The organism is Kocuria sp. KSNUG, from assembly GCF_049532735.1.
GTDB lineage: Bacteria > Actinomycetota > Actinomycetes > Actinomycetales > Micrococcaceae > Kocuria > Kocuria rhizophila.
The window spans coordinates 1,673,043-1,699,367 of the sequence record NZ_CP150981.1; the positions used below are offsets into that span (position 1 = coordinate 1,673,043).

At 71.8% G+C, this 26,325-nt stretch carries 26 protein-coding genes; 20 read left to right on the forward strand and 6 right to left on the reverse strand.

All coding sequences use genetic code 11. The annotated features are described in order from the left end of the window. Positions 1-12 precede the first annotated feature (12 nt). Both AABM36_RS07230 and AABM36_RS07235 read right to left on the reverse strand, forming a co-directional pair. Positions 13-462 (reverse strand): SufE family protein, encoded by a 450-nt coding sequence (locus tag AABM36_RS07230; protein ID WP_423445513.1) that lies wholly within the window; start codon positions 460-462, stop codon positions 13-15. Next, the gene (locus AABM36_RS07235) at positions 459-1,367 is read right to left on the reverse strand and encodes a sulfurtransferase (RefSeq protein ID WP_423445515.1); all 909 of its coding nucleotides are present in this window, start codon (positions 1,365-1,367) and stop codon (positions 459-461) included. The genes AABM36_RS07230 and AABM36_RS07235 overlap by 4 nt, the downstream gene beginning before the upstream one ends. Positions 1,368-1,644: 277 nt before the next feature. Here AABM36_RS07235 and zapE point away from each other — a divergent pair, with 277 nt between their 5' ends. Continuing rightward, positions 1,645-2,694, forward strand: a complete 1,050-nt coding sequence (gene zapE, locus AABM36_RS07240; protein WP_423445517.1) for a cell division protein ZapE — start codon at positions 1,645-1,647, stop codon at positions 2,692-2,694. Between the two features lie 78 nt (positions 2,695-2,772). Here zapE and AABM36_RS07245 read toward each other — a convergent pair whose 3' ends face one another. Further along, positions 2,773-2,955 (reverse strand): antitoxin, encoded by a 183-nt coding sequence (locus AABM36_RS07245; RefSeq protein WP_191872155.1) that lies wholly within the window; start codon positions 2,953-2,955, stop codon positions 2,773-2,775. Between the two features lie 284 nt (positions 2,956-3,239). Here AABM36_RS07245 and nrdF point away from each other — a divergent pair, with 284 nt between their 5' ends. The 5 genes from nrdF (at position 3,240) to AABM36_RS07270 (ending at position 7,274) form a co-directional block, all read left to right on the forward strand. Then, positions 3,240-4,220 carry a class 1b ribonucleoside-diphosphate reductase subunit beta gene (gene nrdF / locus AABM36_RS07250; protein WP_019310658.1) on the forward strand — a complete coding sequence of 327 codons (981 nt, stop codon included), beginning with the start codon at positions 3,240-3,242 and terminating at the stop codon, positions 4,218-4,220. Positions 4,221-4,517: 297 nt separating this feature from the next. Next, complete coding sequence (locus AABM36_RS07255; RefSeq protein WP_423445519.1) at positions 4,518-4,952, forward strand: hypothetical protein; 435 nt, start codon at positions 4,518-4,520, stop codon at positions 4,950-4,952. Between the two features lie 58 nt (positions 4,953-5,010). Then, positions 5,011-5,742 (forward strand): lipoate--protein ligase family protein, encoded by a 732-nt coding sequence (locus AABM36_RS07260; protein ID WP_423445521.1) that lies wholly within the window; start codon positions 5,011-5,013, stop codon positions 5,740-5,742. Between the two features lie 22 nt (positions 5,743-5,764). Further along, complete coding sequence (locus AABM36_RS07265) at positions 5,765-6,583, forward strand: SOS response-associated peptidase (RefSeq protein WP_423445523.1); 819 nt, start codon at positions 5,765-5,767, stop codon at positions 6,581-6,583. Positions 6,584-6,827: 244 nt separating this feature from the next. Continuing rightward, complete coding sequence (locus AABM36_RS07270; RefSeq protein WP_423445525.1) at positions 6,828-7,274, forward strand: pyridoxamine 5'-phosphate oxidase family protein; 447 nt, start codon at positions 6,828-6,830, stop codon at positions 7,272-7,274. A 39-nt stretch (positions 7,275-7,313) separates the two neighbouring features. On the opposite strand, the gene AABM36_RS07275 is transcribed toward AABM36_RS07270, so the two are convergent. Further along, a complete protein-coding gene (locus AABM36_RS07275; RefSeq protein WP_423445527.1) occupies positions 7,314-7,817 on the reverse strand; it encodes a GNAT family N-acetyltransferase in 504 nt (167 codons plus the stop codon). 185 nt (positions 7,818-8,002) lie between these two features. Here AABM36_RS07275 and AABM36_RS07280 point away from each other — a divergent pair, with 185 nt between their 5' ends. Then, positions 8,003-9,322 carry a M20/M25/M40 family metallo-hydrolase gene (locus tag AABM36_RS07280; protein ID WP_423445528.1) on the forward strand — a complete coding sequence of 440 codons (1,320 nt, stop codon included), beginning with the start codon at positions 8,003-8,005 and terminating at the stop codon, positions 9,320-9,322. Between the two features lie 153 nt (positions 9,323-9,475). Next, the gene (locus tag AABM36_RS07285; protein ID WP_082019263.1) at positions 9,476-10,702 is read left to right on the forward strand and encodes an acyl-CoA dehydrogenase family protein; all 1,227 of its coding nucleotides are present in this window, start codon (positions 9,476-9,478) and stop codon (positions 10,700-10,702) included. A gap of 16 nt (positions 10,703-10,718) precedes the next feature. Here AABM36_RS07285 and AABM36_RS07290 read toward each other — a convergent pair whose 3' ends face one another. Continuing rightward, positions 10,719-10,964: a DUF5703 family protein gene (locus AABM36_RS07290; protein WP_039101104.1), complete on the reverse strand. Its 246-nt coding sequence runs from the start codon at positions 10,962-10,964 to the stop codon at positions 10,719-10,721. Positions 10,965-11,003: 39 nt separating this feature from the next. Between AABM36_RS07290 and AABM36_RS07295 the strand changes: the two genes are divergently transcribed. From AABM36_RS07295 to mshC, 3 genes are all read left to right on the forward strand, one after another. After that, on the forward strand, positions 11,004-11,363 hold the full coding sequence (locus tag AABM36_RS07295; protein WP_423445531.1) for a primosomal protein: 360 nt from the start codon (positions 11,004-11,006) through the stop codon (positions 11,361-11,363). Between the two features lie 120 nt (positions 11,364-11,483). Then, positions 11,484-12,317: an undecaprenyl-diphosphate phosphatase gene (locus AABM36_RS07300; RefSeq protein WP_423445533.1), complete on the forward strand. Its 834-nt coding sequence runs from the start codon at positions 11,484-11,486 to the stop codon at positions 12,315-12,317. A 137-nt stretch (positions 12,318-12,454) separates the two neighbouring features. After that, positions 12,455-13,771 (forward strand): cysteine--1-D-myo-inosityl 2-amino-2-deoxy-alpha-D-glucopyranoside ligase, encoded by a 1,317-nt coding sequence (gene mshC / locus AABM36_RS07305; RefSeq protein ID WP_423445535.1) that lies wholly within the window; start codon positions 12,455-12,457, stop codon positions 13,769-13,771. Between the two features lie 19 nt (positions 13,772-13,790). Here the strand turns inward: mshC and AABM36_RS07310 are convergent, their stop codons facing one another. After that, positions 13,791-14,687: a PAC2 family protein gene (locus AABM36_RS07310; protein ID WP_423445537.1), complete on the reverse strand. Its 897-nt coding sequence runs from the start codon at positions 14,685-14,687 to the stop codon at positions 13,791-13,793. Between the two features lie 86 nt (positions 14,688-14,773). Between AABM36_RS07310 and AABM36_RS07315 the strand changes: the two genes are divergently transcribed. From AABM36_RS07315 to AABM36_RS07355, 9 genes are all read left to right on the forward strand, one after another. Continuing rightward, positions 14,774-15,982, forward strand: a complete 1,209-nt coding sequence (locus AABM36_RS07315; RefSeq protein ID WP_423445539.1) for a site-2 protease family protein — start codon at positions 14,774-14,776, stop codon at positions 15,980-15,982. A gap of 168 nt (positions 15,983-16,150) precedes the next feature. After that, positions 16,151-17,365 carry a tRNA (adenine-N1)-methyltransferase gene (locus AABM36_RS07320; protein ID WP_423445541.1) on the forward strand — a complete coding sequence of 405 codons (1,215 nt, stop codon included), beginning with the start codon at positions 16,151-16,153 and terminating at the stop codon, positions 17,363-17,365. After that, on the forward strand, positions 17,358-19,064 hold the full coding sequence (arc, locus tag AABM36_RS07325; protein WP_423445542.1) for a proteasome ATPase: 1,707 nt from the start codon (positions 17,358-17,360) through the stop codon (positions 19,062-19,064). Before AABM36_RS07320 ends, arc begins: the two co-directional genes overlap by 8 nt. Then, positions 19,061-20,755 carry a depupylase/deamidase Dop gene (gene dop, locus AABM36_RS07330; RefSeq protein WP_423445544.1) on the forward strand — a complete coding sequence of 565 codons (1,695 nt, stop codon included), beginning with the start codon at positions 19,061-19,063 and terminating at the stop codon, positions 20,753-20,755. The genes arc and dop overlap by 4 nt, the downstream gene beginning before the upstream one ends. Before the next feature lie 168 nt (positions 20,756-20,923). Continuing rightward, positions 20,924-21,130, forward strand: a complete 207-nt coding sequence (locus tag AABM36_RS07335; protein WP_029603423.1) for a ubiquitin-like protein Pup — start codon at positions 20,924-20,926, stop codon at positions 21,128-21,130. 4 nt (positions 21,131-21,134) lie between these two features. After that, positions 21,135-22,544, forward strand: a complete 1,410-nt coding sequence (gene pafA / locus AABM36_RS07340; protein ID WP_423445546.1) for a Pup--protein ligase — start codon at positions 21,135-21,137, stop codon at positions 22,542-22,544. Between the two features lie 112 nt (positions 22,545-22,656). Next, positions 22,657-23,643 carry an FKBP-type peptidyl-prolyl cis-trans isomerase gene (locus AABM36_RS07345; protein WP_423445548.1) on the forward strand — a complete coding sequence of 329 codons (987 nt, stop codon included), beginning with the start codon at positions 22,657-22,659 and terminating at the stop codon, positions 23,641-23,643. A gap of 66 nt (positions 23,644-23,709) precedes the next feature. Then, entirely contained in the window at positions 23,710-24,105 is a 396-nt protein-coding gene (locus AABM36_RS07350) for an FKBP-type peptidyl-prolyl cis-trans isomerase (protein WP_039101113.1), read from the forward strand. Then, positions 24,106-26,325, forward strand: a complete 2,220-nt coding sequence (locus AABM36_RS07355) for a WYL domain-containing protein (protein WP_423445550.1) — start codon at positions 24,106-24,108, stop codon at positions 26,323-26,325. It begins immediately after the preceding gene.

Consider the following 26,325-nt stretch of genomic DNA (forward strand, 5'->3'; position numbering starts at 1 on the left):
ACGGCAGTCGGCTCAGGCGGCCTGCAGGGCCGTGATCCGGCGCTTGATCCGCCCGAGCATCGCGGACATCCCCCGCATGCGCAGGGGGGACACCAGCGACGTCAGCCCGAAACGCTCCGGGAGGTCGTCGGGGACGGCCAGCACCTGATCGGCCGGCAGCCCGTTGAGACCCTCGTGCAGGATCGAGGCGAAGCCGCGCGTGGTCGGCGCCTCGGCCGGGGCGGAGAAGAACAGCTGCACCGGGGCCTGGGGACCGGTGCCGTCCAGCTCCACGGTGAGGAACAGCGGGGACTGGCACTCCGTGACCTGCTCGAGCTCCTCGGGGTGCTCACCCAGCCGGGAGGGCAGCTCGGGCAGGGAGCGGGAGAACTCCAGCAGCAGCTGCAGCTTGTCGGGCTCGGGGACCTCGTGGAACTCGGTGACGAGCTCGGCGAGCTGGGCGGGAAGGTCCTGGGCGCTCATCGGGCGGCTCCCGGGGCCTCGCCGCGCTCCTCGCCCTGGGCCACGGGAACGCGCACGGCGTTGCCCCACTCGGTCCACGAGCCGTCGTAGTTGCGCACGTTCTCGAAGCCCAGCAGGTGGGTGAGCACGAACCACGTGTGGGACGAGCGCTCGCCGATGCGGCAGTACGCGATCACGTCCTCGCCGGGGGTCAGCCCCACCTCGTCCCGGTAGATGGCCTCGAGCTCGTCGCGGGACCGGAACGTGCCGTCCTCGGCGGCGGCCCGGGCCCACGGGACGGACGCCGCGGTGGGGATGTGCCCGCCGCGCAGCGTGCCCTCCTGGGGGTAGTCCGGCATGTGCGTGCGCTCACCCGTGTACTCCTGCGGGGAGCGCACGTCGATCAGCGGGGTGGTGCCCAGCGCCGCCAGCACGTCCTCGCGGTACGCGCGGATCGGGGCGTCCTCCCGCTCGACCACCGGGTAGTCCGCGGGCGTCACCTCGGTGCGCTCGGTGGTGAGCTCACGGCCCTCGGCGATCCACTTGTCCCGGCCGCCGTCCATGAGACGGACGTCCTGGTGGCCGAACAGCGTGAACACCCACAGGGCGTAGGCCGCCCACCAGTTGGACTTGTCCCCGTAGACCACCACGGTGTCCTCGCGGTGGATGCCCTTGGCCTTCATGAGCCGCGCGAAGCCCTCGCCGTCCACGTAGTCGCGGGTCACGGGGTCGTTGAGCTCGGTGTGCCAGTCCACCTTCACCGCGCCGGGAACGTGACCGGTCTCGTACAGCAGGACGTCCTCGTCGGATTCGACGACGACGACGCCCGGCTCGCCCGCGTGCTCGGCCACCCACTGGGTGGAGACCAGCCGCTCGGGGTGCGCGTACTGCGCGAAGGCCTCGTTGTGCTCTGCATCTGCAGCCATGGGGAGGGTTCTCCTTGTCCTCGTGCTGTCGTGCGCGTGACGCCCGGAGTCCCGGGCGCTTCTCGGTCCCCAGCGTAGTGCTGGGCGCGCACCGCGCGCATACCGGGCCTGCCGGGCAGGTCACGCGCGGTCACGGTGTTCACCACGGGCTGAGCGGTAGCATCGGGGGTGAAACGGGGTGCTCGGGCACCTCGCCGTCGTCCGTCCGCTACAGGACCGGCTCCGGACGCGCCGCGGTGGTCGGCGCACCGGGTCCCGGTCGGGAGGCCCTGCACACGTGAGCACTCAGATCGAACACCTCGTCGACCGCAACCCGCGCGTCTCGGCCGATGAACTGCTGGACGGCTTCCGGCCCTCGGAGCGTTTCGGGGAGGTGTCCTTCGACACCTACCGCCCGGATCCCTCCCAGCCCTCGCAGGCGGAGGCCGTGCAGAAGCTCCAGGCCTTCGCGGCGGGTGTCTCCGGGCGCAGTGCCGGGGGCGGCGGCGGTTTCTTCTCCAAGTTCTTCGGCGGACAGAAGGCCCCCACCGCGGCCCAGGGCATCTACCTGGACGGCGGCTTCGGCGTGGGCAAGACCCACCTGCTGGCGTCCCTGTGGCACGCGGTGCCCGGCCCCAAGGCGTTCGGCACGTTCGTGGAGTACACCAACCTGGTGGGCGCGCTCACGTTCCGGCGCACGGTGGACGCCCTCAAGGAGTACTCGCTCGTGTGCATCGACGAGTTCGAGCTGGACGACCCCGGGGACACCGTGCTGATGTCCCGGCTCATGCGCGAGCTCGCGGACGCCGGTGTCAAGCTCGCGGCCACGTCCAACACGCTTCCGGGCTCCCTGGGAGAGGGTCGGTTCGCGGCGCAGGACTTCCAGCGCGAGATCCAGGTGCTGTCCTCGCAGTTCGAGGTGGTGCGCATCGACGGCGAGGACTACCGCCACCGCGGCCTGCCGGAGGCGCCGTCCCCCCTGGCCGACGACGCCGCCCTCGACGCCGCCGTGGAGCAGCACTTCGCGGGTCGGCGGGTCGCCGTGGACGACTTCGACGCGCTCGTGGACCAGCTCTCCCGCGTGCACCCCTCCCGCTACCGGGCCCTCATCCAGGATCTGGACGCGATCGCGTGGCGCGGTGTGCGCACGATCGACCAGCAGGCCGTGGCACTGCGCTTCGTGGTGCTCGCGGACCGGCTCTACGACCGCGACCTGCCGATCCTCTCCACGGGCGTGCCGTTCGACCAGGTCTTCACCGAGGAGATGATGGCCGGCGGGTACCAGAAGAAGTACTACCGCGCGGTCTCACGCCTCACGGCCCTGGCACGCGAGGCCGACGAGGCCTGATCCGAGCTGCCGGGTCGGCACGAAGAACGGGGTCCCTTCCGATCGGAAGGGACCCCGTTCTTGGTGGGTGGGCGGGAACTACTCGTTGCCGCCGAGGTGGCCGCGCACGGCGTCCTGACCCTGGTCGACCTGGCCCTCGAACTTGCCGCCGGTCTTCTCGTCCACGGTGTCGCCGGCCTTGTCGATGCCCTGGTTGACCTGGTCCTCGTGGCCACCGGCCATGTCCTTGGCCTTGTCTGCGAGTCCTCCGAAATCAGGCATGATCAGAATCCTTTCGCTCGAGTCGCCATCCCGGTTGCGGGTAGGCATGTGAGCCATCCTGCATGCCGTGACCACCCCGGGGGAAGAGGTTCGCGGGGGAGTTCGCCCTCAGAAAACAGCCCTGGCATCGACTCCGGAAACGCGGCATGGACCCGCGTGCGGGTGGAGTACCCTGGGAGATCCCCCTGCACGGCCCCCGCCAGCCCCTTGTGGTACGAGACCGCGGGACGGTCTTCCCACGTGCGCACCGGGAAACAGCCAGCTACGAAGGAGTCTGCGCCGCCATGACCACCGAACAGGTCGAGCTGCTCCGCCACCCGGCGGAGGCCATCAACTGGAACCGCGTCCAGGACGAGAAGGACACCGAGGTCTGGGACCGTCTGACCTCCAACTTCTGGCTCCCGGAGAAGGTGCCGCTGTCCAACGACGTGCAGTCCTGGAAGACCCTCACCGCCGAGGAGCAGGACCTCACCATGAAGGTCTTCACGGGTCTGACCCTGCTGGACACCATCCAGGGCACCGTGGGGGCCGTCTCGCTCATCCCGGACGCGAAGACCCTGCACGAGGAGGCGGTGTACACCAACATCGCGTTCATGGAGTCCGTGCACGCGAAGTCCTACTCCTCGATCTTCTCCACGCTGTCCTCCATGAAGCAGATCGACGAGGCGTTCCGCTGGTCCAAGGAGAACGAGCACCTGCAGCGCAAGGCGGACATCGTCCTGCGCTACTACAAGGGTGACGACCCGCTGAAGAAGAAGGTGGCCTCCACGCTGCTGGAGTCCTTCCTCTTCTACTCCGGCTTCTACCTGCCCATGTACTTCTCCTCGCACGCCAAGCTGACCAACACCGCGGACCTGATCCGGCTGATCATCCGCGACGAGGCCGTGCACGGCTACTACATCGGCTACAAGTACCAGAAGGGGCTGCTGCAGGAGACGCCGGAACGCCAGCAGGAGCTGAAGGACTACACCTACGACCTGCTGGACGAGCTCTACGACAACGAGGTGGCCTACGCCGAGGCCCTCTACGACTCCGTGGGCTGGACCGAGGACGTCAAGAAGTTCCTGCACTACAACGCGAACAAGGCCCTGAACAACCTGGGCTACGAGGCGCTGTTCCCGCGGGAGATGACGGACGTCTCCCCGGCGATCCTCTCCTCCCTGTCCCCGAACGCGGACGAGAACCACGACTTCTTCTCCGGCTCCGGCTCCTCCTACGTGATCGGCAAGGCCGTGAACACGGAGGACGAGGACTGGGACTTCTGAGCCCTCTCGGATGACCCCTCGAGCGGAGGCCGCGACGGATGACCGTCGCGGCCTCCGTCGTCCCCGCCCCGCCGCGGACGGGTGCCCTCCGGGGGACAACCGTGCGGCGTCGTCCCCCAATGTGCGACTGTGAAGCCCCGCGCGGACCTGCCTACACTGAGTACGCAAGGGGAGAGACCGCTGGCCGCAGGACGATCCGGGGGGAGCGTCCGGCCGGCAGGGCTGGTTCGACAACCGTGGTGAGGGCGCCCTGACGCGCCCTCACCACGGTCACAATCTCAGGGGGGCTGAGACGTCATGCGCACTGCAACCACCGTGAAAGCCGCGATGTCCGTGGCAGAACTGACCGCACTGAACCGTCTGGTGCGGGGGACCGGCACCGTGGAGGCGTTCGAGCGCGAGCTCGTCACGCGCGTCTACGCGGGTGCCCGCGGGTGGCTCGACGAGCTGGAGGGCCACGAGCTGACCCGGGACCAGCGCCGGCGGTGGAACGCCGCCGTCCGCCACGTCAACCGGTACATGTCCCGCGGGGGCGTGCCCATGGCGTGGCGGGTGCTCACGTCCCTCAACCAGTCCCGGGACCTGCTCGAGGACCCGCACGTCCTCAAGACCGCGATCGTCGCGGCCGCGGCGCACGGACCTCTGGCCGCAGCATCCCGGGTAGCCGCGGAGACGCCGGCTCGCGCGTCCGGTGCCACTGCGGGGGCGCGCCTGGTCCACACCGGCGCCTGAGCCCGCCCCGCTCGGGACCGGCGGCTCGCCGCACGCCTGCACTAGAGTTGGCGGCAGCATGAAACTCATACGTCAGCGCGAGTCCCTGGGCGCCGAGCAGGACTACCGCCGCGCCCTCTCCATCCTCGACGCCGCCCGCGGCGGCACCACCGAACCCGTGCTGCGCGTGTACCAGCCGCGTCCCACGGTGGCGTTCGGGCGCCGCGACGAGCTGAACCCGGGCTTCTCCCGGGCCAGCCAGGCCGCGCACGACGCCGCCTTCACCCCTCTGGTGCGCCGCGTGGGCGGCCGTGCGGCGGCCTACCACGGCGGGTGCCTGGTCATCGACCACGTGGAACCGGACCCGGACCCCAAGACGGGCATCCAGGACCGCTACCGGCTGTTCGGGGACATGATCGTGGCGGCTCTGGAGGAGCTGGAGATCCCTGCCGAGGTGGGGGAGATCCCGGGCGAGTACTGCGCCGGGGAGTACAGCGTGCACGCGCCCGGCACCGCGGCGGATCCAGCGCGGCCCGTGAAGCTCGCGGGCACCGCGCAGCGCGTGGTGGCCGGAGCGTGGTACTTCTCCACGGTGCTCGTGGTCGAGGAGTCGGAACCGCTGCGCAGCGTGCTCGAGGAGGTCTACGCCGCGTTGGACGTGCCGTGGGAACCGGCCACGGCCGGCTGCGTGGCGGACGTGCGTCCCGGGACCACGGTGGCCGAGGTCGAGGAGGCCCTCATGGGGGTCTACGACCGCTATGCCACGTACATGGGCTACGGCCCGGTGACGCGGTCGTCGGGCTCTCGATGACCTCCACGGAGAGGAGCGCGGCATGTGCGGGCGCTATGTGATCGCCAGGACCCCCGGCCAGCTGGCCCTGCCCTTCGACGCGCGGGTGGACGACTCGATCGGCGAGGGGGCGGAGCCGAACTGGAACGTGGCCCCCACCCACACCGTGCCCGTCCTGCTCGAGCGCCTCACCGAGGACGGTCAGCTGCTCCCGGAGATCCACGCCGCCCGGTGGGGCCTGGTGCCCTCGTGGGCCAAGCAGATCTCGATGGGTTCCAAGATGTTCAACGCCCGGTCGGAGACCGTGATGGAGAAGCCCTCGTTCCGCGCGGCGATCACCGCCCGGCGCTGTGCGATCGCCGCGGACGGCTACTACGAGTGGCAGGCCCCCGCCTCGGGGCGGGGCCGGAAGCAGCCGTACTTCGTGCACCCGCAGGACGGCTCCGCGATCTGGTTCGCCGGGATCTACGAGTGGTGGCGGATCCCCGCGGGCTCCGAGGACGCCGCCCGTCCGGGACAGTCGCGCCCCGGCCGGGCCGCCCAGGATGATGCCCCGGGGCAGTGGCTGCTGTCGTGCTCGATCCTCACCCGTGAGGCACCGGACCCCGACTCCGCGGACCCGAACCTCACCGCGCTCGGCGCCCTGCACAACAGGCTCCCGATGGGCATGGGCGAGGACTTTGCCCGCGAGTGGATCGCGCCGGAGAAGGACAAGGACCACACTCGCGCCCTGCTGGAGCGCGCCGTGGCGCACAGCCTGGACGTGGCCGGCCAGTGGCGGATGCACCCCGTGAGCACGGACGTGGGCTCGGTGCGGTCACAGGGCGCACACCTGGTGGAGCCCGTCCAAACGCTGCTCTGAGCATCCGGAGGTCGTGCCCGCACCACGGGAGCCGTTCGGATTCCGGTTGCCGCGCCCCGGTTCTGGCCGGCGGGCCGCGGTCCTGGTCGGCGTCCGTCAACCCCGGAGCGGCACGCCCGGCGCCGGAGTGCCTGCGCGGCCTCGAACGACACGGTGCCCACCCGGTGACCTCCCAGGACCGCGGCCCTACAGTGGGTGGTGGACGTGCCGCACCGGCAACCGCGACGACCCACCGGGGGCAGAGATGGTCGAACTGGGCAACAACCTCACCGAGGATGCACGCTGGCTGATGGGCTTCGTGGCCGACGCCGGCTCGGCCGTGGTGGCCAGCAACAGCGGGACCGGGTACCCGGAGTCCGCCTACGTGCACGTGGCCGGCACGGAGGCCGGACACCTTGTGCTCGGGACCAACGTGGCCTCCCGGAAGTGCTCCAACATCGCCTCGGACCCGCGGATCTCCATGGTCCTCATGCGGGACGGCACCGAGGAGGTCCAGCTGGAGGGCGAGGCCCGCGTCCTGGAGGACGCCGAGGCCGCGGCCGCCGGCGAGGTCCTGGACGCCCGGCACCCCGGCGCCACTGCCACGCACGACCCCCAGAGTCTGCGGCTCGTCGAGGTGGCCGTCCGGTGGGCGCTGCACACGGATGTGACACAGCAGCCTCCGGCACGCAGGGAGCTCGACCTGCGCTGAGGGCGCGGGTCAGGCGGACGCACGGTCCGAGCACTCGGCTCAGATCTCGTCCTGCTCGGGGGACCAGCGGTTGAAGTCGAGTGTGAGGTACAGCGCGAGCGCCGCGGAGTTGTCCTCGGGGATGCGCACGCAGACCTCCTCGTAGCCGTTCTCGTGCAGCGAGGCCATGACCTGGCGCACGAGCTGCTCCGCGAGTCCGCGGCGGCGGTGCGACGACGCCGTGAACAGCTCGAAGAGGTAGGGCACGTCCGGGAGCCGGTCGTCCTTGCGGCGTTCCAGGACCATGGCGGCGGCCACGGGATGGCCGTCCTCGTCCTCGATCAGCTGAGACTGCTCCGCGAGGAACGGTCCGTACTTGCCGTCGAATGCGTCCCGCACGAGGGCCTCAGCCTTCTCCTGCTCACCCTCCACCCGCGTGCCGTAGGCCTCCACCAGCAGCTGGGCCAGGGCGGCGGAGTCGCTCTCCGTCACGGGCCGGCTCGGCGCGGTGACCTCCCGGCGGTTGGGCACGGTCCGGGCGATCAGCGTGATGTTTCCAGTCATCGTGTCCTCCAACGGGTCCTCATGAAACACAGGGGTTCGTGCCACTCAGGGTAACCGAGAACCCTGCCAATTCCACGGGGGACTACCGTGGGGAGCAGCAGCGACGCCGCCGGTGCCGGGAGCGAGCACGGCCCGGGAAGGCCGCGCGGCGGCGTCGTCCACGACGAGTGAGGAGAAGCCGCGCCATGGGCGAGACCACCGAGACCACCTCCACCCCCGAGGCGGAGACCGCGCGGATCTGCCAGGAGCTCATCCGCTTCGACACCTCCAACTACTCCAGCGGCGAGGCCGAGGGGGAGCGTGCGGCCGCCGAGTACGTGGCCGAGCTGATCCAGGAGGTGGGGCTGGAGACCCAGTACTTCGAGTCCGCCCCGGGCCGCGCCAACGTGTTCACCCGGCTGGAGGGTTCGGACCCCACGGCGGACGCCCTGCTGGTGCACGGCCACCTGGACGTGGTGCCCGCGATGGCCCAGGACTGGTCCGTGGACCCGTTCGCCGGCGAGCTGAAGGACGGCATGATCTGGGGCCGCGGCGCGGTGGACATGAAGGACATGGACGCCATGATGCTGTCCGTCCTGCGCCACATGCGCCGCACCGGGGCGGTGCCCAGGCGCGACATCGTCTTCGGGTTCTTCGCGGACGAGGAGGCGGGCATGCGCTACGGCTCCAAGTACATGGTGCACGAGCACCCCGAGGTCTTCGAGGGCGTCACGGACGCGATCAGCGAGGTGGGCGGCTTCTCCGCGAACATCGGCGGGCGCCGGGCGTACCTGCTGCAGACCGCGGAGAAGGGGCTGCTGTGGCTCAAGCTCCACGCGCAGGGCCAGGCGGGCCACGGCTCCGGGCTGCACGAGGACAACGCCGTGACGCACCTGTCCCGGGCCATGGCGAACATCGGCCAGTACACGTGGCCGGTGGAGCTCACCAAGACCACGCGGGCGTTCCTGGACCAGGTCACGGAGCTCACCGGCGTGGAGTTCGACCCGCAGAACCCGCAGCAGCTGCTGCGGGAGCTGGGCGCCGTGTCCCGCTTCGTGGGAGCCACCCTGCAGAACACGTCGAACCCCACGGTGCTCGAGGGCGGGTACAAGACCAACGTGATCCCCGGCTCCGCCCAGGGCGCGGTGGACGTGCGCTTCCTGCCCGAGCAGAAGGAGCACGTGCTCGCCACGCTGCAGGAGCTCGCCGGGGACAAGGTGCGCATCGAGGCGGAGTTCGAGGACATCGCCCTGGAGGTCCCGTTCTCCGGCACGGTGGTGGATGTCATGGTCGACGCCCTGGAGGCCGAGGACCCCGACGCCGTGGTGCTGCCCTACATGCTGGGTGCCGGCACCGACAACAAGTCCCTGTCCACGCTGGGGATCACCGGCTACGGCTTCGTGCCGCTGCAGCTGCCGGACGAGCTCGACTTCACGGGCATGTTCCACGGCGTGGACGAGCGCGTTCCCGTGGCCTCGCTCGAATTCGGCTCCCGCGTGCTGGACCGGCTGCTGCGCACCTACTGAGCACGGCACGGAGCGGGGACGACGCCGCCGCACGCTCCCGTCCGCGCTCGACGCTCCCGCCCGTCGTCGTCCCCCGGCGCACCGCGCACCGCGCGCACCCGCCCGCCCCGGGCACCGACACCCGCACACACCCCCGATCCGAAGGACCCTGAGATGGACCACGTGATGGACCCCGTGACCGACCTGCTCCCCGAGGACCTGCTGGCCGAGATCCGCCGCCGCGCCGCGGACGTGGACCGAGAGAACCGCTTCTTCGACGAGGACTTCGAGGCGCTGCGGCAGATCGGCTACCCGCTCATGCTGGTGCCGCGGGAGTTCGGCGGCCTGGGCTTCACGCTGGAGCAGGCGGCCCGCGCCCAGCGGCGGCTCGCGACGGCCGCACCGGCCACGGCCCTGGGGATCAACATGCACCACGTGATCGTGGGCATCGGCTACACGCTGCACCTGCGCGGGGACGAGCGGGCGCGCCGGATCTTCGAGGACGCCGTGGCGGGGGAGGTCTTCGCGTTCAGCATCTCGGAGGCCGGCAACGACTCCGTGCTCTTCGACGCGACCACCCGTGCCGAGCCCACCACCGGGGGCTGGGCGCTGCACGGGACCAAGATCTTCACGTCCCTCTCGCCGCGCTGGACGCGGCTGCTCGTGCACGCCCGCGCCGAGGGACCGGACGCCCCCGGCGGTGCACCCACGGAGGACGACGACGCCGCGCGGCTCCTCGTGGGATTCCTCACCCGGGAGGACCACCGAAGCCCTGCCCCCGGGGTCAGCACCCGCGCGGACTGGGACGCGCTGGGGATGCGCGCCTCGCAGTCCTGCACCACCGTGCTGGACGGTGCCCCGCTGCGGGAGGCGGACCTGCTGACCACCACCCCCGTGGGTCCGAACCCCGATCCCGTGGTGTGGGGGATCTTCGGGTGCTTCGAGCTGCTGCTCGCCGCGGTCTACACCGGGATCGCGGACCGGGCGATCGAGGTGGCCGCGGAGATCACGAGCACCCGGCGTTCACTCGCGAAGGATGCCGTGTACGCGAAGGATCCGGACATCCGCCGCCACATCGCCCGGGCGGGCGTGCTGCGGGACGGGATCGAGCTGCAGCTGCGGCAGCTGTGCGCGGACGTGGACGCCCTCGGCTCGGACCGGGAGGTCGCCCACGGGCCGCGCTGGTTCATCCTGTTCTCCGGGGTCAAGCACCGCGCCACCGAGGCCGCCCGGGAGGTCGTGGACCTGGCGCTGCGCTCCTCGGGCGGGTCCCAGTACAGGCGGGGCTCCGAGCTGGAGCGGCTGTACCGGGACGTGCTGGCCGGGATGTACCACCCCTCGGACGAGGAGTCCGTGCACGCGGCCACCGCCACCTCCCTGCTGGGCCCGGTGACCGACTGACGGGTGGAACGCCCGTTCAGAACGTGCGATCCACGCGTATGATCCGGCGACGCAGCACGAAGCGGCGGGCCCCGCCGTAGAGCACCGCGGAGCGCATGAGCTCCCACTTGCCGTACTCGGCGTGCTCCGCCACGCGGGTGCGCGCGTCGGCGGGCTTCTCGCGGGGGTCCACCGTGAGGGACAGGTATTCGTAGCGCTCGTCGCGGCCCGTCATGGTGGGGTGCCCGGGGACGGTCGTGCGCTTGAGTCGTTGTTCTCTCATTGCTCCCATTCTGCTCCGATAACGGCTAACGTCTACTCCATGAGCACCGATCCTCGCGCCGCCCTGCAATCGCTCGTCAACGCCCTCGAGGAGCACCTCGCCGCAGCCGCCAACCGGCGCTCGGACGAGGACCCCTCGGTGGACAAGGCCTACGTGGCCATCGCCAACGCCTTCGAGGCCTACGAGGAAGCGCTGTACGACGCGCACGACGAGGTCACCCCCCTCACCGTCTTCGCCGACGACGATGACGACGACGACCTCGACTACGACGAGGACGAGGACGAGGAGGACGATGACGACCTCCTGGAGGACAACGAGATGATGGACGAGGACCTCATCGACGAGGACGACTTCGACGACGAGGACGACGCGGCGGACGGGCGCTCCGGCACCCGCTGAGCCACCCCCTCACCACGTGACGCAGGGCCCTCGTCCACGGACGGGGGCCCTGCTCGTGTCCAGCCCCCTCCCAGCGGTTGCACCGGTCGGGGTGGGGTTCGCGTGCCGTACAGTTGTCGCGTGAACTGGATCGAAGCGATAATTCTCGGCCTCGTGCAGGGCCTGACCGAATTCCTCCCGGTGTCCTCCTCCGCGCACCTGCGCATCGTGGGGGAGTTCCTGCCCGGCGGCGGCGACCCCGGAGCGGCGTTCACCGCCATCACTCAGCTGGGCACGGAGACCGCCGTGATCATCTTCTTCTGGCGGGACATCGTGCGCATCATCAAGCACTGGGCGCTGTCCCTGGCCGGCCGTATGGACCGCAGGGACCCCGACGCCCGGATGGGGTGGTTCATCATCCTGGGTTCGCTGCCGATCGGCATCCTGGGCCTGCTGCTGCAGGACTTCATCGAGACCCAGTTCCGCTCCCTCTGGATCACCGCCACCATGCTGGTGCTCTTCGGCATCTTCCTGGCGGTCGCGGACCACGTGGGCAAGCAGGAGCGCCACCTGGAGGACCTCACCATGAAGCACGCGGTGGGCTTCGGCTTCGCGCAGGCGCTCTCCCTGATTCCCGGGGTCTCCCGCTCCGGTGGCACGATCACCGCGGGACTGCTCATGGGCTACACCCGTGCGGCCGCCGCTCGCTACGCGTTCCTGCTGGCCATCCCGGCGGTGTTCTCCTCGGGCCTCTACGAGCTGTACAAGGTCCTGGCGGGCAAGGTTCCCGCGGGGATGTACACCATGGGGCAGACCGCGGTGGCAACGCTGATCGCGTTTGCGGTGGGCTACCTGATCATCGGCTGGTTCATGCACTACATCTCGGAGCGCAGCTACAGTCTGTTCGTCTGGTACCGCATCGCCCTGGGCGCCCTGGTCTTCGTGCTGCTCGGCATGGGCGTCCTCACACCCTGAGCACCACCACGAGTGCCCCGCGCCCGCCCCACGCCGCCGACCCCGGGGTGGGGGAGCCGGTCCCGGAACGGGAACAGCCGCCCCGGCCCACCGGTTGCCGCACACGAGAACACCCGCCCGTCGACACGAAGGTGACCATGAAGTCCTGGACCTCCCGCCCGGTGCCCGCTCTGCCCGGCACATCCGGCACTCCCCGGGTGCACGACACGAGAACCGGCGCCGCCGAGCCCCTTGCGGCCCGTGACGGCCGGGCCAGTCTCTACGTCTGCGGGATCACCCCGTACGACGCGACCCACATGGGCCACGCCGCCACCTACGTGAACTTCGACCTGCTCCACCGCGTGTGGCGCGACGCAGGCCACGAGGTGGACTACGTCCAGAACGTCACGGACGTGGACGATCCTCTCCTGGAGCGTGCGAACGCCACCGGGGTGGACTGGCGCGAGCTGGCCGCGTCCCAGACCGAGCTCTTCCGCACCGACATGTCGGCGCTCAACGTCCTCCCCCCGGACCACTACGTGGGTGCCACCGAGGCCGTCGAGTGGATCGTCGAGGCGGTCGAGGGCCTCGTCGAACGAGGTCTGGCCTACCGCGTCCCCGCCGGCACGGGACAGGACGGGGAGCCGGCCCCCGCCGGGGACGTGTACTTCGACGTCGCCGCGGCTGATGCGCTGCGTGCCGAGGACCCGGACGCGTGGGTCGTGGGCAGCACGTGCCGGCTGGAGGGCGACCGGGAGCGCATGCTGCCCCTGTTCACCGGCCACGGCGGGGACCCGGACCGCACGGGCAAGCGCGACCCGCTGGACCCGCTGCTGTGGCGCGTGGAGCGCCCGGGCGAGCCGGCGTGGGACGGCGGCTCGCTGGGTGCGGGACGCCCCGGCTGGCACATCGAGTGCAGCGTGATCGCCCTGCGGCACCTGCCCCGCCCGTTCACGGTCCAGGGCGGCGGCTCGGACCTGGCGTTCCCGCACCACGACATGGGAGCGGGACACTCGTACGCCCTGTCCGGCGAGCCCATGGCGGAGCACTTCGTGCACACGGCCATGGTGGGTCTGGACGGCGAGAAGATGTCCAAGTCCAAGGGCAACCTGGTTCTGGTGTCCGCACTGCGGGAGCAGGGGGTGGACCCCGCGGCCATCCGCGTGGCGATCCTCTCCCACCACTACCGCACGGACTGGTTCTGGACCGAGGACCTGCTGGAGCAGTCGCGACGACGGCTCGCCACGTGGCGCGAGGCGGCGGCAAAGCCGGAGACGGCCGGCGCGGACGCCATGCTCTCCGCCGTGCGCGCCGCCCTGGGCGAGGACCTCAACGCACCGGCCGCGCTGATCGCGGTGGATGCGTGGGCCGCGCGGAACCTGGGTGGGGCGGCGGCACGCGGCCGAGCGGCGTCGTCGGGGGACACGCGCCTGGCGCGGGACACCGTCGAGGCTCTGCTGGGGATCGTGCTCTGAGGCTGCTGGCGGGCCGGACTCAGTCCCGGTCGTCGCGGCGGCGCAGGTAGCGCTCGAACTCACGCGCAATCGCGTCCCCGGTGGCCTCAGGGAGGTCCACCGTGTCCTTGGCCTCCTCGAGCTGCAGCACGTAGTCCGCCACCTCGGGATCCTCGGATGCGAGCTCGTCCACGCCGCGCTCCCACGCCTCGGCGTCCTCGATCAGCGGATCCAGGGGCAGTGACAGCCCGAGCAGGTCCTCGAGGCGGCGCAGCAGCGCCAGCTGGGCCTTGGGCGAGGGGGAGTGGGCCACGTAGTGGGGGACGGCCGCCCACATGCTGAGCGTGGGCAGGCCCGCGAGCGCGGCCATGTGGGAGAGCACCCCCACGATGCCCGTGGGGCCCTCGTACTGGGGTGCCTCCGCGTCCAGCTCCGCGCGCAGCTCCTCGGTGTCCGAGGTCAGGGTCACGGGGATGGGCCGGGTGTGCGGCACGTCCGCGAGCAAGGAGCCCAGCATGATCACGAAGTCCACCTCCAGGGCGGCGGCCTGCTCCAGCAGCTCCGCGGTGAAGGTGCGCCAGCGGTAGGAGGGTTCCCAGCCGTGCAGCAGCACGAGCTCCAGGTTGGTGCCGGGAACGGAGGCCCGGGACAGCCGTGTGGAGGGCCAGTGCAGCTTCTGCTCCCCGGTCAGGGAGCGACGGATCACGGGGCGGGAGTACTGGTAGTCGTAGTAGTCGTCGGAGGCCACCTCGAAGACCTCGCGCGCGCCCAGGTGCTCGCGGATGAGCTTGAGGGAGTCGGTGGCCGCGTCCCCGGCATCGTTCCAGCCCTCGAACGCCGCGACCAGGACCGTGACGGTCTCCTGGTCCTGGCCGTCGCGCACCACGCCGAACGGACCGGTGCCGGATTGCTGCGAATTGCTGTCCAACGTGCTCACCCGTCTTACTGTACGGTGCCCGTCCCCGCCGGCTCCACGCGCCCGCCCCCAGCGCCCAGCCGGGCCCGCGCCCTACCATGAGCACCATGTCCGCTTCCCCGCACCCCGGCCACCCCGGCGACTCCGATCGCTCCGGCAACCCCGCCCCCGTTCCCGGCCGCGACGGCGGGCCGCGGGCTCGCGGGGTGCGGCTGGGCCGCATCGCGGGGGTGGACCTGGTCCTGGACCGCTCGTGGTTCGTGATCGCGGTGCTGACCGTGGCGATGTACGGCCCCGTGCTGTGGCGGCTGTACCCCGGGCTGGGGTGGTTGAACCTGGTGCTCGCCCTCGGGTTCGCGGTGGGGCTGGCGCTGAGCGTGCTCGTGCACGAGCTCGCCCACGCGGTGGCCGGCCGGGCGGCGGGATGGCCCGTGTCCCGGATCGTGCTCACGCTCATGGGCGGGCACACCGCGTTCGGCACCGTGCACACGCGCGCCCTGCCCACGGCGCTCGTGTCCCTGGTGGGACCGCTGTCCAACGTGGCGGTGGCGCTGCTGGGGGAGGTCGCCATGTCCTTCGCGCCGGCCACCGCCGCGGGTCCCGGGTGGGCGCTGCTGCAGCTGCTCGTGCTCGCCAACTGGGTGCTCGGACTGTTCAACCTGCTCCCCGGTCTGCCGCTGGACGGTGGGCGCGTGGTCGAGTCCCTGGTGTGGGCCGTGACGGGCTCGGAGACCCGGGGCACCGTGGTGGCCGCGTGGTGCGGACGCATCATCGCCGTGCTCGTGGTGCTGTGGGCCCTGTGGACCGGGCAGTGGCGCGATCCCCTCGTGCTCGCGGTCATCCTGCTCGTGGCGGGCTTCATCGTCCTGGGTGCGGGGCAGGCCCTGAAGCAGGCCCGGCTCCTGGGGGTTCTCGACGCCGTGCGGGCCGGTGGCATCGCCCGTCCCGCCCTCGAGTTCGCCCCCGCCACGCCACTGTCGCTCGTGGACGCCACGGTGCACGCGGCCACCTCGGACGGCTACCGCGGCTGGACCCCGGACGTGGTGGTGCGGGACCCCGCCCGCGGCGCCGTCGGCGTGCTCAGCCCCGCCCGTTCGGCGGACGTGCAGGGCCCGGACCGCACCCGGGTGGCCGTGGGGGACGTGGCCGACTGGTTCCCGGAGGCCGCGTGCGCCACGCCGCACGAGGCCGGGGGTCAGCTGGTGCGTCTCATGGAGTCCCGCCACTTCCCCTGGCTGGTGGTGCTGGACGGCGCGGGGCACGTGAGCGGGGTGGTCCACCACGAGGACGTCGCGCGCTACGCCCTGCGCTCCTGAGACGACCCTGCGGCGGCGGTGCGCACCCGGCAGCGGTTCCCGGGTGGCGTGGAGGTGGCGTGCGGCGTCGGGCTACGGTGGGAGAATGGCAGCAGAGGCGGCCCCCACGCGGGGGACCGCGCCACAGACCGGACAGCATCCCTGTCGACCCCGCGCGAAAGCGAGCAGATGACCGAGCAGCGACCCCACGAGACCGCCACCCCCTCCACCGCAGCGCCCGTGCGCGGCGCGGCCAACCGGCGCGGGCCGTTCCGCTCGGGGGAGCGCGTCCAGCTCACGGACGAGAGCGGGAAGATGACCACCATCACCCTGGTGGACGGCGGGGAGCACCACACGCACCGCGGGGTGCTCACGCACGACCAGCTGATCGGGCACCCCGAGGGCACCGTGGTGAGCAACACGGCCGGCATCCAGTACCAGGCGCTGCGCCCGCTGCTCAAGGACTTCGTGCTCTCCATGCCCCGCGGCGCCGCGGTGATCTACCCCAAGGACTCGGGCCAGATCGTCACCATGGCGGACATCTTCCCGGGCGCCCGCGTGGTCGAGGCCGGGGTGGGCTCGGGTGCGCTGAGCATCTCCCTGCTGCGCGCGGTGGGGGACGAGGGCCGCGTGCACTCGTTCGAGCGCCGTGAGGAGTTCGCGGAGATCGCGCGCGGCAACATCGAGACCATGTTCGGTGGCCCGCACCCGGCGTGGGAGCTGAGCCTCGGGGACCTCGCGGAGGAGCTCGGCGCCACCGAGGAGCCCGGCTCCGTGGACCGCGTGATCCTGGACATGCTCGCACCGTGGGAGTGCCTGGACGCCGTGGCCACCGCGCTCGCCCCCGGTGGCGTGGTGATCTGCTACGTGGCCACCGTGCCGCAGCTCTCCCGCGTGGCCGAGGCCATGCGCGCCGACGGCCGGTTCACCGAGCCGGAGGCGTCCGAGACCATGGTGCGCGGCTGGCACGTGGAGGGTCTCGCGGTGCGCCCCGACCACCGCATGGTGGCCCACACCGGGTTCCTCATCCAGTCCCGCCGTCTCGCGGACGGCTCGCCGCGCCTGGCACCCAAGCGCCGCGCCTCCAAGAGCGAGTACACCGAGGAGGACCTGCAGGCCTGGACCCCGGTGGCACTGGGTGAGCGGATCGTCTCGGACCGCAAGCTGCGCCGCGCGGGCCGGGACGCGGCGTCGCTGGCGCAGCACGCCGCCCGCGCGCACCAGCAGATCGACGCCGCGGACGACGACGCCGCCCGGCCCGCACCGAGCGCCGCGCCCGCGACCGACTCCGCAACGACGGCGGGCACGGGAACCCCGTCCGCCGTGGACGCGCAGGGCCTCAGGAGTGACCGGGACCCGACGGACGGACGGGAGTCCCAGAGCGAACGGAGCGGCGATGACTGAGCCCCGGGACACGGGTGGAGCAGCGGCCCCGCAGCAGGGCGCGGAGGTCACCCAGCGGCAGGTGAACCTGCTGCGGGACCAGAAGCGGAACCTGGACAAGCAGGCGGCTGAGCTGAGCTCGCAGAACCAGAAGCTCGTGCGGCTGCTCAACGCCTCCCGGCAGGAGATCGTCAGCCTCAAGAAGACCCTGGCCGCAGAGGCGGAGCCGCCCGCCACGTACGCCGTGGTCCTGCAGGTCAACCACGGCCGTCGACCCGTGGGGGAGGCCACCGGGGACGGCCCCGTGGTCACGGGACCCACGCTGGACGTGCTGGCCGCCGGGCGCCGGATGCGCGTGGCCGTGAGCCCGCTCGTCTCGTTCGGCGCGTGCGAGCCCGGTCTCGGGGTGCTGCTCAACGAGAACTACGTGGTGGTCGCGCTGCTCGATTACGAGCGCACCGGCGAGGTGGCCACCGTCAAGGAGGTCGTGGACCACGACCGCGTGCTGACCGTGGGCCGCTCGGACGAGGAGCGCGTGCTGCTGCTCTCCGGCCGGCTGCGGCGCGAGCGCCCGAAACCCGGGGACGCCGTGACCGTGGACCACCGCACCGGCTTCGCCCTGGAGCCGATCACCCGCACGGACGTGGAGCAGCTCGTTCTCGAGGAGGTCCCGGAGGTGCGCTACACGGACATCGGCGGGCTGGGACCCCAGATCGAGGCGATCCGCGACGCCGTGGAGCTGCCCTACGTGCATCCCGAGATCTTCCGCGAGCACGGGCTGCGCCCGCCCAAGGGCATCCTGCTCTACGGCCCCCCGGGCAACGGCAAGACCCTGATCGCCAAGGCCGTGGCCCGGTCCCTCGCCGAGCGCAGCGCCGCGAAGGCCGGGCGCTCGCGGGCCGAGGGCTACTTCCTGAACATCAAGGGCCCCGAGCTGCTGGACAAGTACGTGGGGGAGACCGAGCGCCAGATCCGCTCGATCTTCGCCAACGCCCGTGAGCAGGCCGCCCGCGGGGTGCCCGTGGTGGTGTTCTTCGACGAGATGGACTCGCTGTTCCGCGTGCGCGGCTCGGGGCTCTCCTCGGACGTGGAGACCACGATCGTGCCGCAGCTGCTCACCGAGATCGACGGTGTGGAACAGCTGGACAACGTCATGGTGGTGGGTGCCACCAACCGCGAGGACATGATCGACCCCGCCGTGCTGCGTCCCGGCCGACTGGACGTGAAGATCCGCATCGACCGCCCCGACCGCGAGGGGGCGCGGGAGATCTTCTCCCTCTACCTCACCGAGGACCTGCCGCTGCGCGACGAGGACGTGGCCCGGGCGGGTTCGCGCGCCCGGGCGGCCCAGGAGCTGGTGAGCGCCGCGGTGGAGCGCATGTACGCCCGGGAGCCGGGCACCGAGTTCCTGAGCATCGCCTACCGTGACGGCACTCACGAGACCCTCTACTTCGCCGACTACGCCTCCGGCGCGGTGATCCGCAACGTGGTGGACCGCGCCAAGAAGCAGGCCGTCAAGACGCTGCTGACCACCGGCCGGCGGGGGATCACCGCCCAGCACCTGGTGGCGGCCGTGGACGAGGAGTTCCACGAGCAGCAGGACCTGCCCAACACCGAGGACCCCGAGGACCGTGCTCGGCTCACCGGGCGCCGCGCGGACTCGATCGAGAGCGTGCGCATGGTCACCCACCGCGCGGACGGGGCGGGGGAAGCGGCATGACGGTGCGGCGGATCATGGGCAGCGAGACCGAGTTCGGTGTGCTCGCGCAGGGCCAGCCGGACGCGAACGCCACGGTGCTCTCCACGCGCGTGGTCACCGGCTACGCCTCCTGGGTGGCACGACGCCGCTCGGAGACCGCGCGCGCCGGTGCGGGAACGCGCGGGGCCGGGCCGGGCGGCGTCGTGGGAACGGGGTGGGACTACGGTTCCGAGACCCCGCTCGCGGACGCCCGGGGCTTCACGGTGGCCCGCGAGGACGCCCACCCCTCGCAGCTCACGGACGAGGCGCCCGAGCTGACCGCGGAGCAGATCGCGGCGGAGGCCATCAGCGAGTCCGCGCTCTACACCGAGGACATGGACTGGCGCCGCGTGGTCATGAACACCGTGATCCCCAACGGCGCACGGGTCTACGTGGACCACTCCCACCCCGAGTACTCGTCCCCGGAGGTCACCGGCCCGCTGGACGCGCTCACGTGGGACGCCGCCGGGGACGTGGTGGCGCACCGTGCCGTGCAGCTGCTCGCGGAGCAGGCGACGGGCTCGGGGTCCGCGCCCGTGAACCTCTACAAGAACAACACCGACAACAAGTCCGTGTCCTACGGTGCGCACGAGAACTACACGGTGGACCGTGCCGTGCCCTTCGAGCGCATCACGGCGGCGCTGCTGCCGTTCTTCGCGTCCCGCCAGGTGCTCTGCGGTGCCGGGCGCGTGGGCCTCGGCGTGGACGGCTCCCGCCCGGGCTTCCAGCTGAGCCAGCGCGCCGACTTCTTCGAGCGCACGGTGGGCCTGGAGACCACGATCCACCGCCCCATGGTCAACACCCGGGACGAGCCCCACGCGGACGAGTCCCGCTACCGCCGGCTGCACGTGATCATCGGGGACGCCAACCTCTCCCACACGGCCACGCTGCTGAAGTTCGGGACCACGTCCCTGGTGCTGAACCTGGTGGAGCACGACCGCGTCCCGGACCTCGAGCTCGTGGACCCCGTGGCCGCGCTGCAGGCCATCAGCCACGACCCCACGCTGCGCACCACCGTGGCGCTGCGGGACGGCCGGCAGCTCACGGGGATGGCGCTGCAGCGCGCGTATCTGGAGGCCTGCACGCGGCTGGAGCACGAACTGGCCCCCGAGGGGTTGGACCCGGACACGGCCCAGGTGCTGGAGCTGTGGGACGAGGTGCTCACGGACCTCGCCGCGGACCCGGCCCGCCTGGCCGACCGGCTCGACTGGGCCGCCAAGTACGCCCTGCTCAACGCCTACCGCACGCGGGACGGGCTGGCGTGGGACGATCCGCGCCTCGTGGCCATCGACCTGCAGTACGCGGATGTGCGCCCGGACAAGGGGCTCCACCACCGGCTGGTCGCCTCCGGGAGGATGCGCACCCTCGTGTCCGCCGAGCGGATCGAGGCGGCGGCGGACACCCCACCCGCGGACACCCGCGCGTACTTCCGCGGCACCGCGGTCGCGCGGTACCCGGAGGCCCTGGCGGGCGTGGGCTGGGACACCGTCAACGTCACCTTCCCCGGCATCCGGCGCGGTGCGCGGATCGCGATGCCCGAACCCCGGGACCTCACCCGCGCGGTCAGCGAGCAGTGGTTCGCCGCACCGGACGCCGAGCAGTGGGCCCGGACGGTGGCCCGCCACCGGCCCACGCTCGTCACGGGCAGCGACATCGGCCCGCCGGGCGGGTAGCCCGCGGACCGACCGTCACCCGGCCGGCCCGCTGCACAGGGGGGGACGCCACGCGGCAGGGACTGCGGCTCCGCACGGGGCGCGGCGGCGCGGAGCTCGAGGCCCCGGGCCCGGGGCGCCCGCGAGACCCCCCGGCCACCCACGACCACCAGCAATCCAGGAGGACACATGGCACAGGAACGCATCTTCGGCACCGGCTCGCGCCGCGAGGAGGAGCCCGAGACCCCGGGCCCGGTGGACCCGCCCGTCTCCGGCGCCGCGCAGGCGCAGCGGGACACCCAGGGCACGGACGACCTGCTCGCCGAGATCGACGGCGTGCTGGAGACCAACGCGGAGGCCTTCGTCAAGGGCTTCGTGCAGAAGGGCGGTCAGTGACGCCGTGGACCGCAGGATCTACGGCATCGAGACCGAGTTCGGCCTGACCCACAGCGCCCCCGAGGGGCCAGCACTGAGCGCCGACGACGCCGCCCGGCGCCTGTTCGCGCCCGTGCTCGCGTGGGGGAGGGCCTCCAACGTGTTCCTGCCCAACGGCGGGCGGCTCTACCTGGACGTGGGCTCCCACCCCGAGTACGCGACCGCCGAGGCCGCCACGCTGCACGACGTCGTGGCCCAGGACGCGGCGGGGGAGCGCATCGTGGACGACCTGCGCGCCCAGCTCCAGGAATCCCTGGACGGCGAGGGCGTGGCCGGGACCGTGCACCTGTTCAAGAACAACGTGGACTCCGCGGGCAACGCCTTCGGCTCCCACGAGAACTACATGATCGCGCGCAGCACCGAGTTCTCGCGCCTGCTCCAGCACCTGCTGCCGTTCCTGGTGACCCGCCAGATCCTCGTGGGCGCCGGGAAGGTGCACCCGTCCGGCCCCCCGGCCTTCGGTGCGTTCGCACCGGGGGACGGCTCCGCGAGCTACTCGTTCTCGCAGCGCGCGGACCACATCTGGGAGGGGTCGTCCTCCGCCACCACGCGCTCGCGGCCCATGATCAACACCCGGGACGAGCCCCACGCGGACGCCCAGCACTACCGCCGGCTGCACGTGATCACGGGCGACTCGAACATGTCCCAGACCACCACGGCGCTGAAGATCGGCGCCACGGACGCACTGCTGCGCATGATCGAGGCGGGGCAGATCCTCCCGGACCGCACGCTCGCGGATCCGGCCTCGGCGCTGCGCCAGGTCTCGCACGACCTCACGGGCACCGCCCGGCTGGAGCTCGCGGACGGCTCGACCCGCTCGGCGCTCGAGCTGCAGCACGAGTACCTGGAGGCCGTGACCCGGTTCGTGGACCGGCACGGGGCGCACCACGACCGTCTGGGCTGGGTGCTGGAGCTCTGGGAACGCGGACTGCGGGCCGTGTCCGAGCAGAACCCCGGCCTCGTGGACCGGGAGCTGGACTGGGCCGTGAAGAAGAAGCTGCTGGACTCCTACGCGGCCGCCCACGGCATGGACCTGTCCCACCCGCGCATCGCGCAGCTGGACCTGGCCTACCACGACACCTCCGCCACGCACGGGCTGTTCCACATGCTCGAGCGCCGGGGTGCCGTGGAGTCCTTCGTGACCCCGCAGGACGTTTCGCATGCCGTGGAGCAGGCACCGCAGACCCGGGCCCGGCTGCGCGGGCGCTTCGTGGCCGCGGCCCACGCCGCGGACGTGAACCACACGGTGGACTGGGTGCACCTCAAGCTCAACGGGCCGAACTCGCAGCGCACCAGCACGTGCAAGGACCCGTTCGCCACCACGCAGCCGGACGTCGAGGAGATGATCCGGGACCTCGGGACCGGGTCCGTCTGAGCACCCCGCGCCACGCCCGCGGCCGCGTTCCGTGCGCGTTCCCAGCCACGCACCACACGAGTCCTCTACATTGGACCGCAGCCACACCCCGTTGACGAAAGGTCACCCCGTCTTGCGAAAGATCATCCCCGTCGGCGCCACCGCCGTCGCCATGTCACTGCTGCTCACCGGTTGCGGCTCCTCCGGCTGGGACTCCGTGGAGATGACCGAGGAGCCCGCCCCGGGCAAGGCCCCCGCCGTGACCTTCGAGACCCCCATGAAGGTCGAGGAGACGCAGACCAAGGTGCTCAAGGAGGGCGGCGGGTCCGAGATCGACGCCGGGGACAACATCATGCTCCAGGCCGCCCTCTACAAGGGCTCGGACGGCTCCTCCCTGGGGGACACCTACAGCAAGGGCGCCGGTCAGGTGCTCACGGTCAACGACCAGCTCAAGGAGTCCCTGCCGCAGATGTACGACGCGCTGTCCAACGCGCAGGAGGGCGAGGTCATCGCCTACAGCTCGCCCGAGACGAGCGGCAAGGCGGAGGACGGCGACGACTCCACCTCGGTCGAGGTCTACGAGGTGACCAAGAAGCTGCTGCCGCCCCTCAACGAGGACATGAAGACCCCGGCCAAGGGCATGCCCAAGGTCACGCAGGACGACAAGGGCACCCCCACCATCCAGAAGCCCTCCGGCCCCGAGCCCACGAAGCTCGCCACGGACGTGCTGATCGAGGGCGACGGCGAGACCGTCTCCGCCTCCGACACCGTGGTGGCCAACTACGTGGGAGTGCGATGGGAGGACGGCAAGCCCTTCGACTCCTCCTACGAGAAGGGCACCCCCGTGTCCTTCCCCCTGGACAACGTGATCGTGGGCTGGAAGGAAGGGCTCGCCGGCCAGAAGGTGGGCTCCCGCGTGGAGATCGTGATCCCCACGTCCAAGGCCTACGGCACGGAGGAGGAGCTCGGGAAGGACGCGCAGTACCCGGCTGGCTCCCTCGTGTTCGTGGTGGACATCCTCGGACGCACGGACACGCCGGATCCCGCGAAGCAGTCGCCGAGCGAGGCCCCGTCCGCGAGCTCGGCTCCCAGCGCGGGGGCGTCCTCCTCCGGCAAGTGAGGGCCGCTACACTAGGCCCTCGGCAACGCCCCGCACCGCCGGGGTCCTCGACGAAAGGTAGAGCCCGTGTCATTCGGACAGCGCAAGCTTGATCGTTCCAAGCCCGAGGTCGACTTCCCCCAGGACCCCGTGCCCACCGAGCTGCGGATCGTGGACGAGATCCAGGGCACGGGCAAGGAGGCCACCCCCGGCGCCACCGTGTCCTGCCACTACGTGGGTGTCACCTACTCGGGCGGCGAGGAGTTCGACGCCTCCTGGAACCGCGGTGAGCCCCTGGACTTCACGGTGGGCATCGGCCAGGTCATCCAGGGCTGGGACCAGGGTCTGCTGGGCATGAAGGTGGGCGGGCGGCGTCGTCTGGAGATCCCTTCCGAGATGGCGTACGGCAAGCGCGGCGCGGGGGCGCAGATCGGCCCCGACGAGGCCCTGATCTTCGTGGTGGACCTGCTCGACGTCCGCTGAATGCCGCGCCACACCGGCGAGGCGGCACGCCGTTCGACCACGGCGTCCGCCGAGCGTCTGCTGAACCTGCTGATCGCGCTGCTGGACCGTGAGTCCGGCTACACGCGTGAGCAGTTGCGCGCCATCGTGCCCGGCTACGACCGTGCGGGCAACCAGGACGCGTTCGAGCGCATGTTCGAGCGCGACAAGGCCCACCTGCGGTCCCTGGGGTACCCGGTCGAGGAGATCCCCGACGACGACCCCTGGGCCTCCGACGCCCAGCTCACCCCGCGCTACCGCGTGCCCCGCGGCTCCTACAACCTCCCCGAGGTGCGCTTCAGCGCGGAGGAGTCGGCGGTGCTCGCGGTCGCCGCGGACGCCTGGAACGACGCCGCCCAGGACCGGCTCGCGCGGCGCGCCCTGGACAAGCTCGAACCCGCGCTGAGTGCGGAGGTCACCCCGGGGAGGGACGTCCAGCCCACCGTGGCGGTCGCAGACCCAGCGTTCGAGCCGCTGCTCTCGGCGGTGCTCGCGCACCGGACGGTGCGCTTCGACTACGTGGACCGCACGGGCGCCTACTCGCGGCGCACCGTGCAGCCGTGGGGCGTGGGTTCGCGCTACGGCGCGTGGTACCTCGCGGGCTGGGACACGGACCGCGGCGCGCAGCGCACGTTCCGTCTCTCACGGATCATCTCCGAGGTCGCGGTGACCCGGGAGGGGTTCGAGCCGCCCCGTGACTTCTCGATGGGTGGGCAGCTGGCCCGGATGGTCAGCCAGCCGCCGCAGCTGCGCGTGGTCGTGTTCGTGCGGCAGGGCGCGGGTCAGCTGCTGCGCCGGATCGCCACTCCCGCGGCGGCGTCGTGCTGGCGGGCACCCGAGGGCTTCGACGCCGTGGAGCTGGCCGTCCACGACACCGAGTCCGCCGCCGAGCACGTGTGCGCCGCCGGCCCGGACGCGTGGGTTCCGCGCACCTCCTCCGCGCCCGAGGACGCCGCGTGCACCGTGGACGAGGAGACCCAGGCCGTGGTGGCGGAGGCCGTGGCGCGACGGCTCGAGGACGCCCGCGCGTTCCAGGCCCGCATGGGCGGCGTGTCCGTGCACTGGGGCAAGCAGCGCCGCCAGGGCGCGGCCAAGGCCAGCACCGAGCACCACCTCGCGCGGCTGCTGCACATCGTGCGCCACGTCTACGCGCACCAGGGGGCGGAGCTCGAGGAGACGGCCCGGCACTTCGGCATCACGGACGCCGAGCTGGTCAACGACCTGCAGACCCTGTTCGTGTGCGGCCGTCCCGGGCACCTGCCGGACCAGCTCATCGACGCCTCGTGGGACGACGGCCACATCTACCTGGGCAACGCGCAGGAGCTCTCCGAGCCGGTGCGGCTCACGGTTCCCGAGGCGAGCGCCCTGCTCATGGGCCTGCAGACCCTGCAGGCGGTGCCCGGCGGCGACAGCCGCGTGGTGCGCTCGGCCATGCAGAAGGTCGCCACGGCCGCGGATGCCCTTCCGCTCGCGGACGCCCTCGCGGCACCGGAGGGCGACGCCGCCGCGGAGCCGCGGGACAGCGCGCTCGTCGCCCAGCTGCGCCGCGCAATCGCCGAGGGCCGGCGGGTGCGGCTGCGCTACCTCGTGGCCTCGCGCGACGAGGTCACGGAGCGCCTCGTGGACCCGGTGCGGATGATCTTCTCGGACGGTCACCAGTACCTGCGCGGGTGGTGCCTGCAGGCCAACGGGCCGCGCACCTTCCGGGCGGACCGGATCGTGGGCTGCGAGGACGCGGGGGAGGCCGAGGCGCACCCCCGCATGGAGTCCGAGGTGCGCTCGAGCATCCAGCCCGCCAAACGGCGCCCCGTGCAGGCCGTGGTGGTCACCGACCGCCGGGGCCGGTGGATCGTGGAGCACTACCACGCCAAACGCTACGTGGAGGTCTCGGTGCCGGTGCCCGCCTCGACTGACGGACCCGCGGCCGCCGGAGCGCCCGGGGAGGAGGCCGCACGTGCCGCCACGGCGTCCACGGCGAACTCCCAGCCGGGGGACACGGCACGGCCGCGGGCACCCCGGGGACCGCGTCCGCTGCCGGAGTACGTGGCGGCTGAGGTGGACTTCCCCACGCTGGACGCGCTGTCGTCCCTGGTCACCCGCCACGCCGGCCACGTGGGAGTGGTGTCCCCGCCCGAGGCCGTGGCCGCTGTTGAACAGTGGCTGAACAGCAGTGGTCCGGGCGGCACCACGGAGCAGGGCTGA

What these genes read in the sequence shown, in the direction of transcription:
- AABM36_RS07230 (WP_423445513.1), bottom strand. Translation starts at nt 462, where the DNA reads ATGAGCGCCCAGGACCTTCCCGCCCAGCTCGCCGAGCTCGTCACCGAG.
- AABM36_RS07235 (WP_423445515.1), bottom strand. Translation starts at nt 1,367, where the DNA reads ATGGCTGCAGATGCAGAGCACAACGAGGCCTTCGCGCAGTACGCGCAC.
- AABM36_RS07245 (WP_191872155.1), bottom strand. Translation starts at nt 2,955, where the DNA reads ATGCCTGATTTCGGAGGACTCGCAGACAAGGCCAAGGACATGGCCGGT.
- nrdF (WP_019310658.1), top strand. Translation starts at nt 3,240, where the DNA reads ATGACCACCGAACAGGTCGAGCTGCTCCGCCACCCGGCGGAGGCCATC.
- AABM36_RS07255 (WP_423445519.1), top strand. Translation starts at nt 4,518, where the DNA reads ATGCGCACTGCAACCACCGTGAAAGCCGCGATGTCCGTGGCAGAACTG.
- AABM36_RS07260 (WP_423445521.1), top strand. Translation starts at nt 5,011, where the DNA reads ATGAAACTCATACGTCAGCGCGAGTCCCTGGGCGCCGAGCAGGACTAC.
- AABM36_RS07265 (WP_423445523.1), top strand. Translation starts at nt 5,765, where the DNA reads ATGTGCGGGCGCTATGTGATCGCCAGGACCCCCGGCCAGCTGGCCCTG.
- AABM36_RS07270 (WP_423445525.1), top strand. Translation starts at nt 6,828, where the DNA reads ATGGTCGAACTGGGCAACAACCTCACCGAGGATGCACGCTGGCTGATG.
- AABM36_RS07275 (WP_423445527.1), bottom strand. Translation starts at nt 7,817, where the DNA reads ATGACTGGAAACATCACGCTGATCGCCCGGACCGTGCCCAACCGCCGG.
- AABM36_RS07280 (WP_423445528.1), top strand. Translation starts at nt 8,003, where the DNA reads ATGGGCGAGACCACCGAGACCACCTCCACCCCCGAGGCGGAGACCGCG.
- AABM36_RS07285 (WP_082019263.1), top strand. Translation starts at nt 9,476, where the DNA reads ATGGACCACGTGATGGACCCCGTGACCGACCTGCTCCCCGAGGACCTG.
- AABM36_RS07290 (WP_039101104.1), bottom strand. Translation starts at nt 10,964, where the DNA reads ATGAGAGAACAACGACTCAAGCGCACGACCGTCCCCGGGCACCCCACC.
- AABM36_RS07295 (WP_423445531.1), top strand. Translation starts at nt 11,004, where the DNA reads ATGAGCACCGATCCTCGCGCCGCCCTGCAATCGCTCGTCAACGCCCTC.
- mshC (WP_423445535.1), top strand. Translation starts at nt 12,455, where the DNA reads ATGAAGTCCTGGACCTCCCGCCCGGTGCCCGCTCTGCCCGGCACATCC.
- AABM36_RS07315 (WP_423445539.1), top strand. Translation starts at nt 14,774, where the DNA reads ATGTCCGCTTCCCCGCACCCCGGCCACCCCGGCGACTCCGATCGCTCC.
- AABM36_RS07320 (WP_423445541.1), top strand. Translation starts at nt 16,151, where the DNA reads ATGACCGAGCAGCGACCCCACGAGACCGCCACCCCCTCCACCGCAGCG.
- arc (WP_423445542.1), top strand. Translation starts at nt 17,358, where the DNA reads ATGACTGAGCCCCGGGACACGGGTGGAGCAGCGGCCCCGCAGCAGGGC.
- dop (WP_423445544.1), top strand. Translation starts at nt 19,061, where the DNA reads ATGACGGTGCGGCGGATCATGGGCAGCGAGACCGAGTTCGGTGTGCTC.
- AABM36_RS07335 (WP_029603423.1), top strand. Translation starts at nt 20,924, where the DNA reads ATGGCACAGGAACGCATCTTCGGCACCGGCTCGCGCCGCGAGGAGGAG.
- AABM36_RS07355 (WP_423445550.1), top strand. Translation starts at nt 24,106, where the DNA reads ATGCCGCGCCACACCGGCGAGGCGGCACGCCGTTCGACCACGGCGTCC.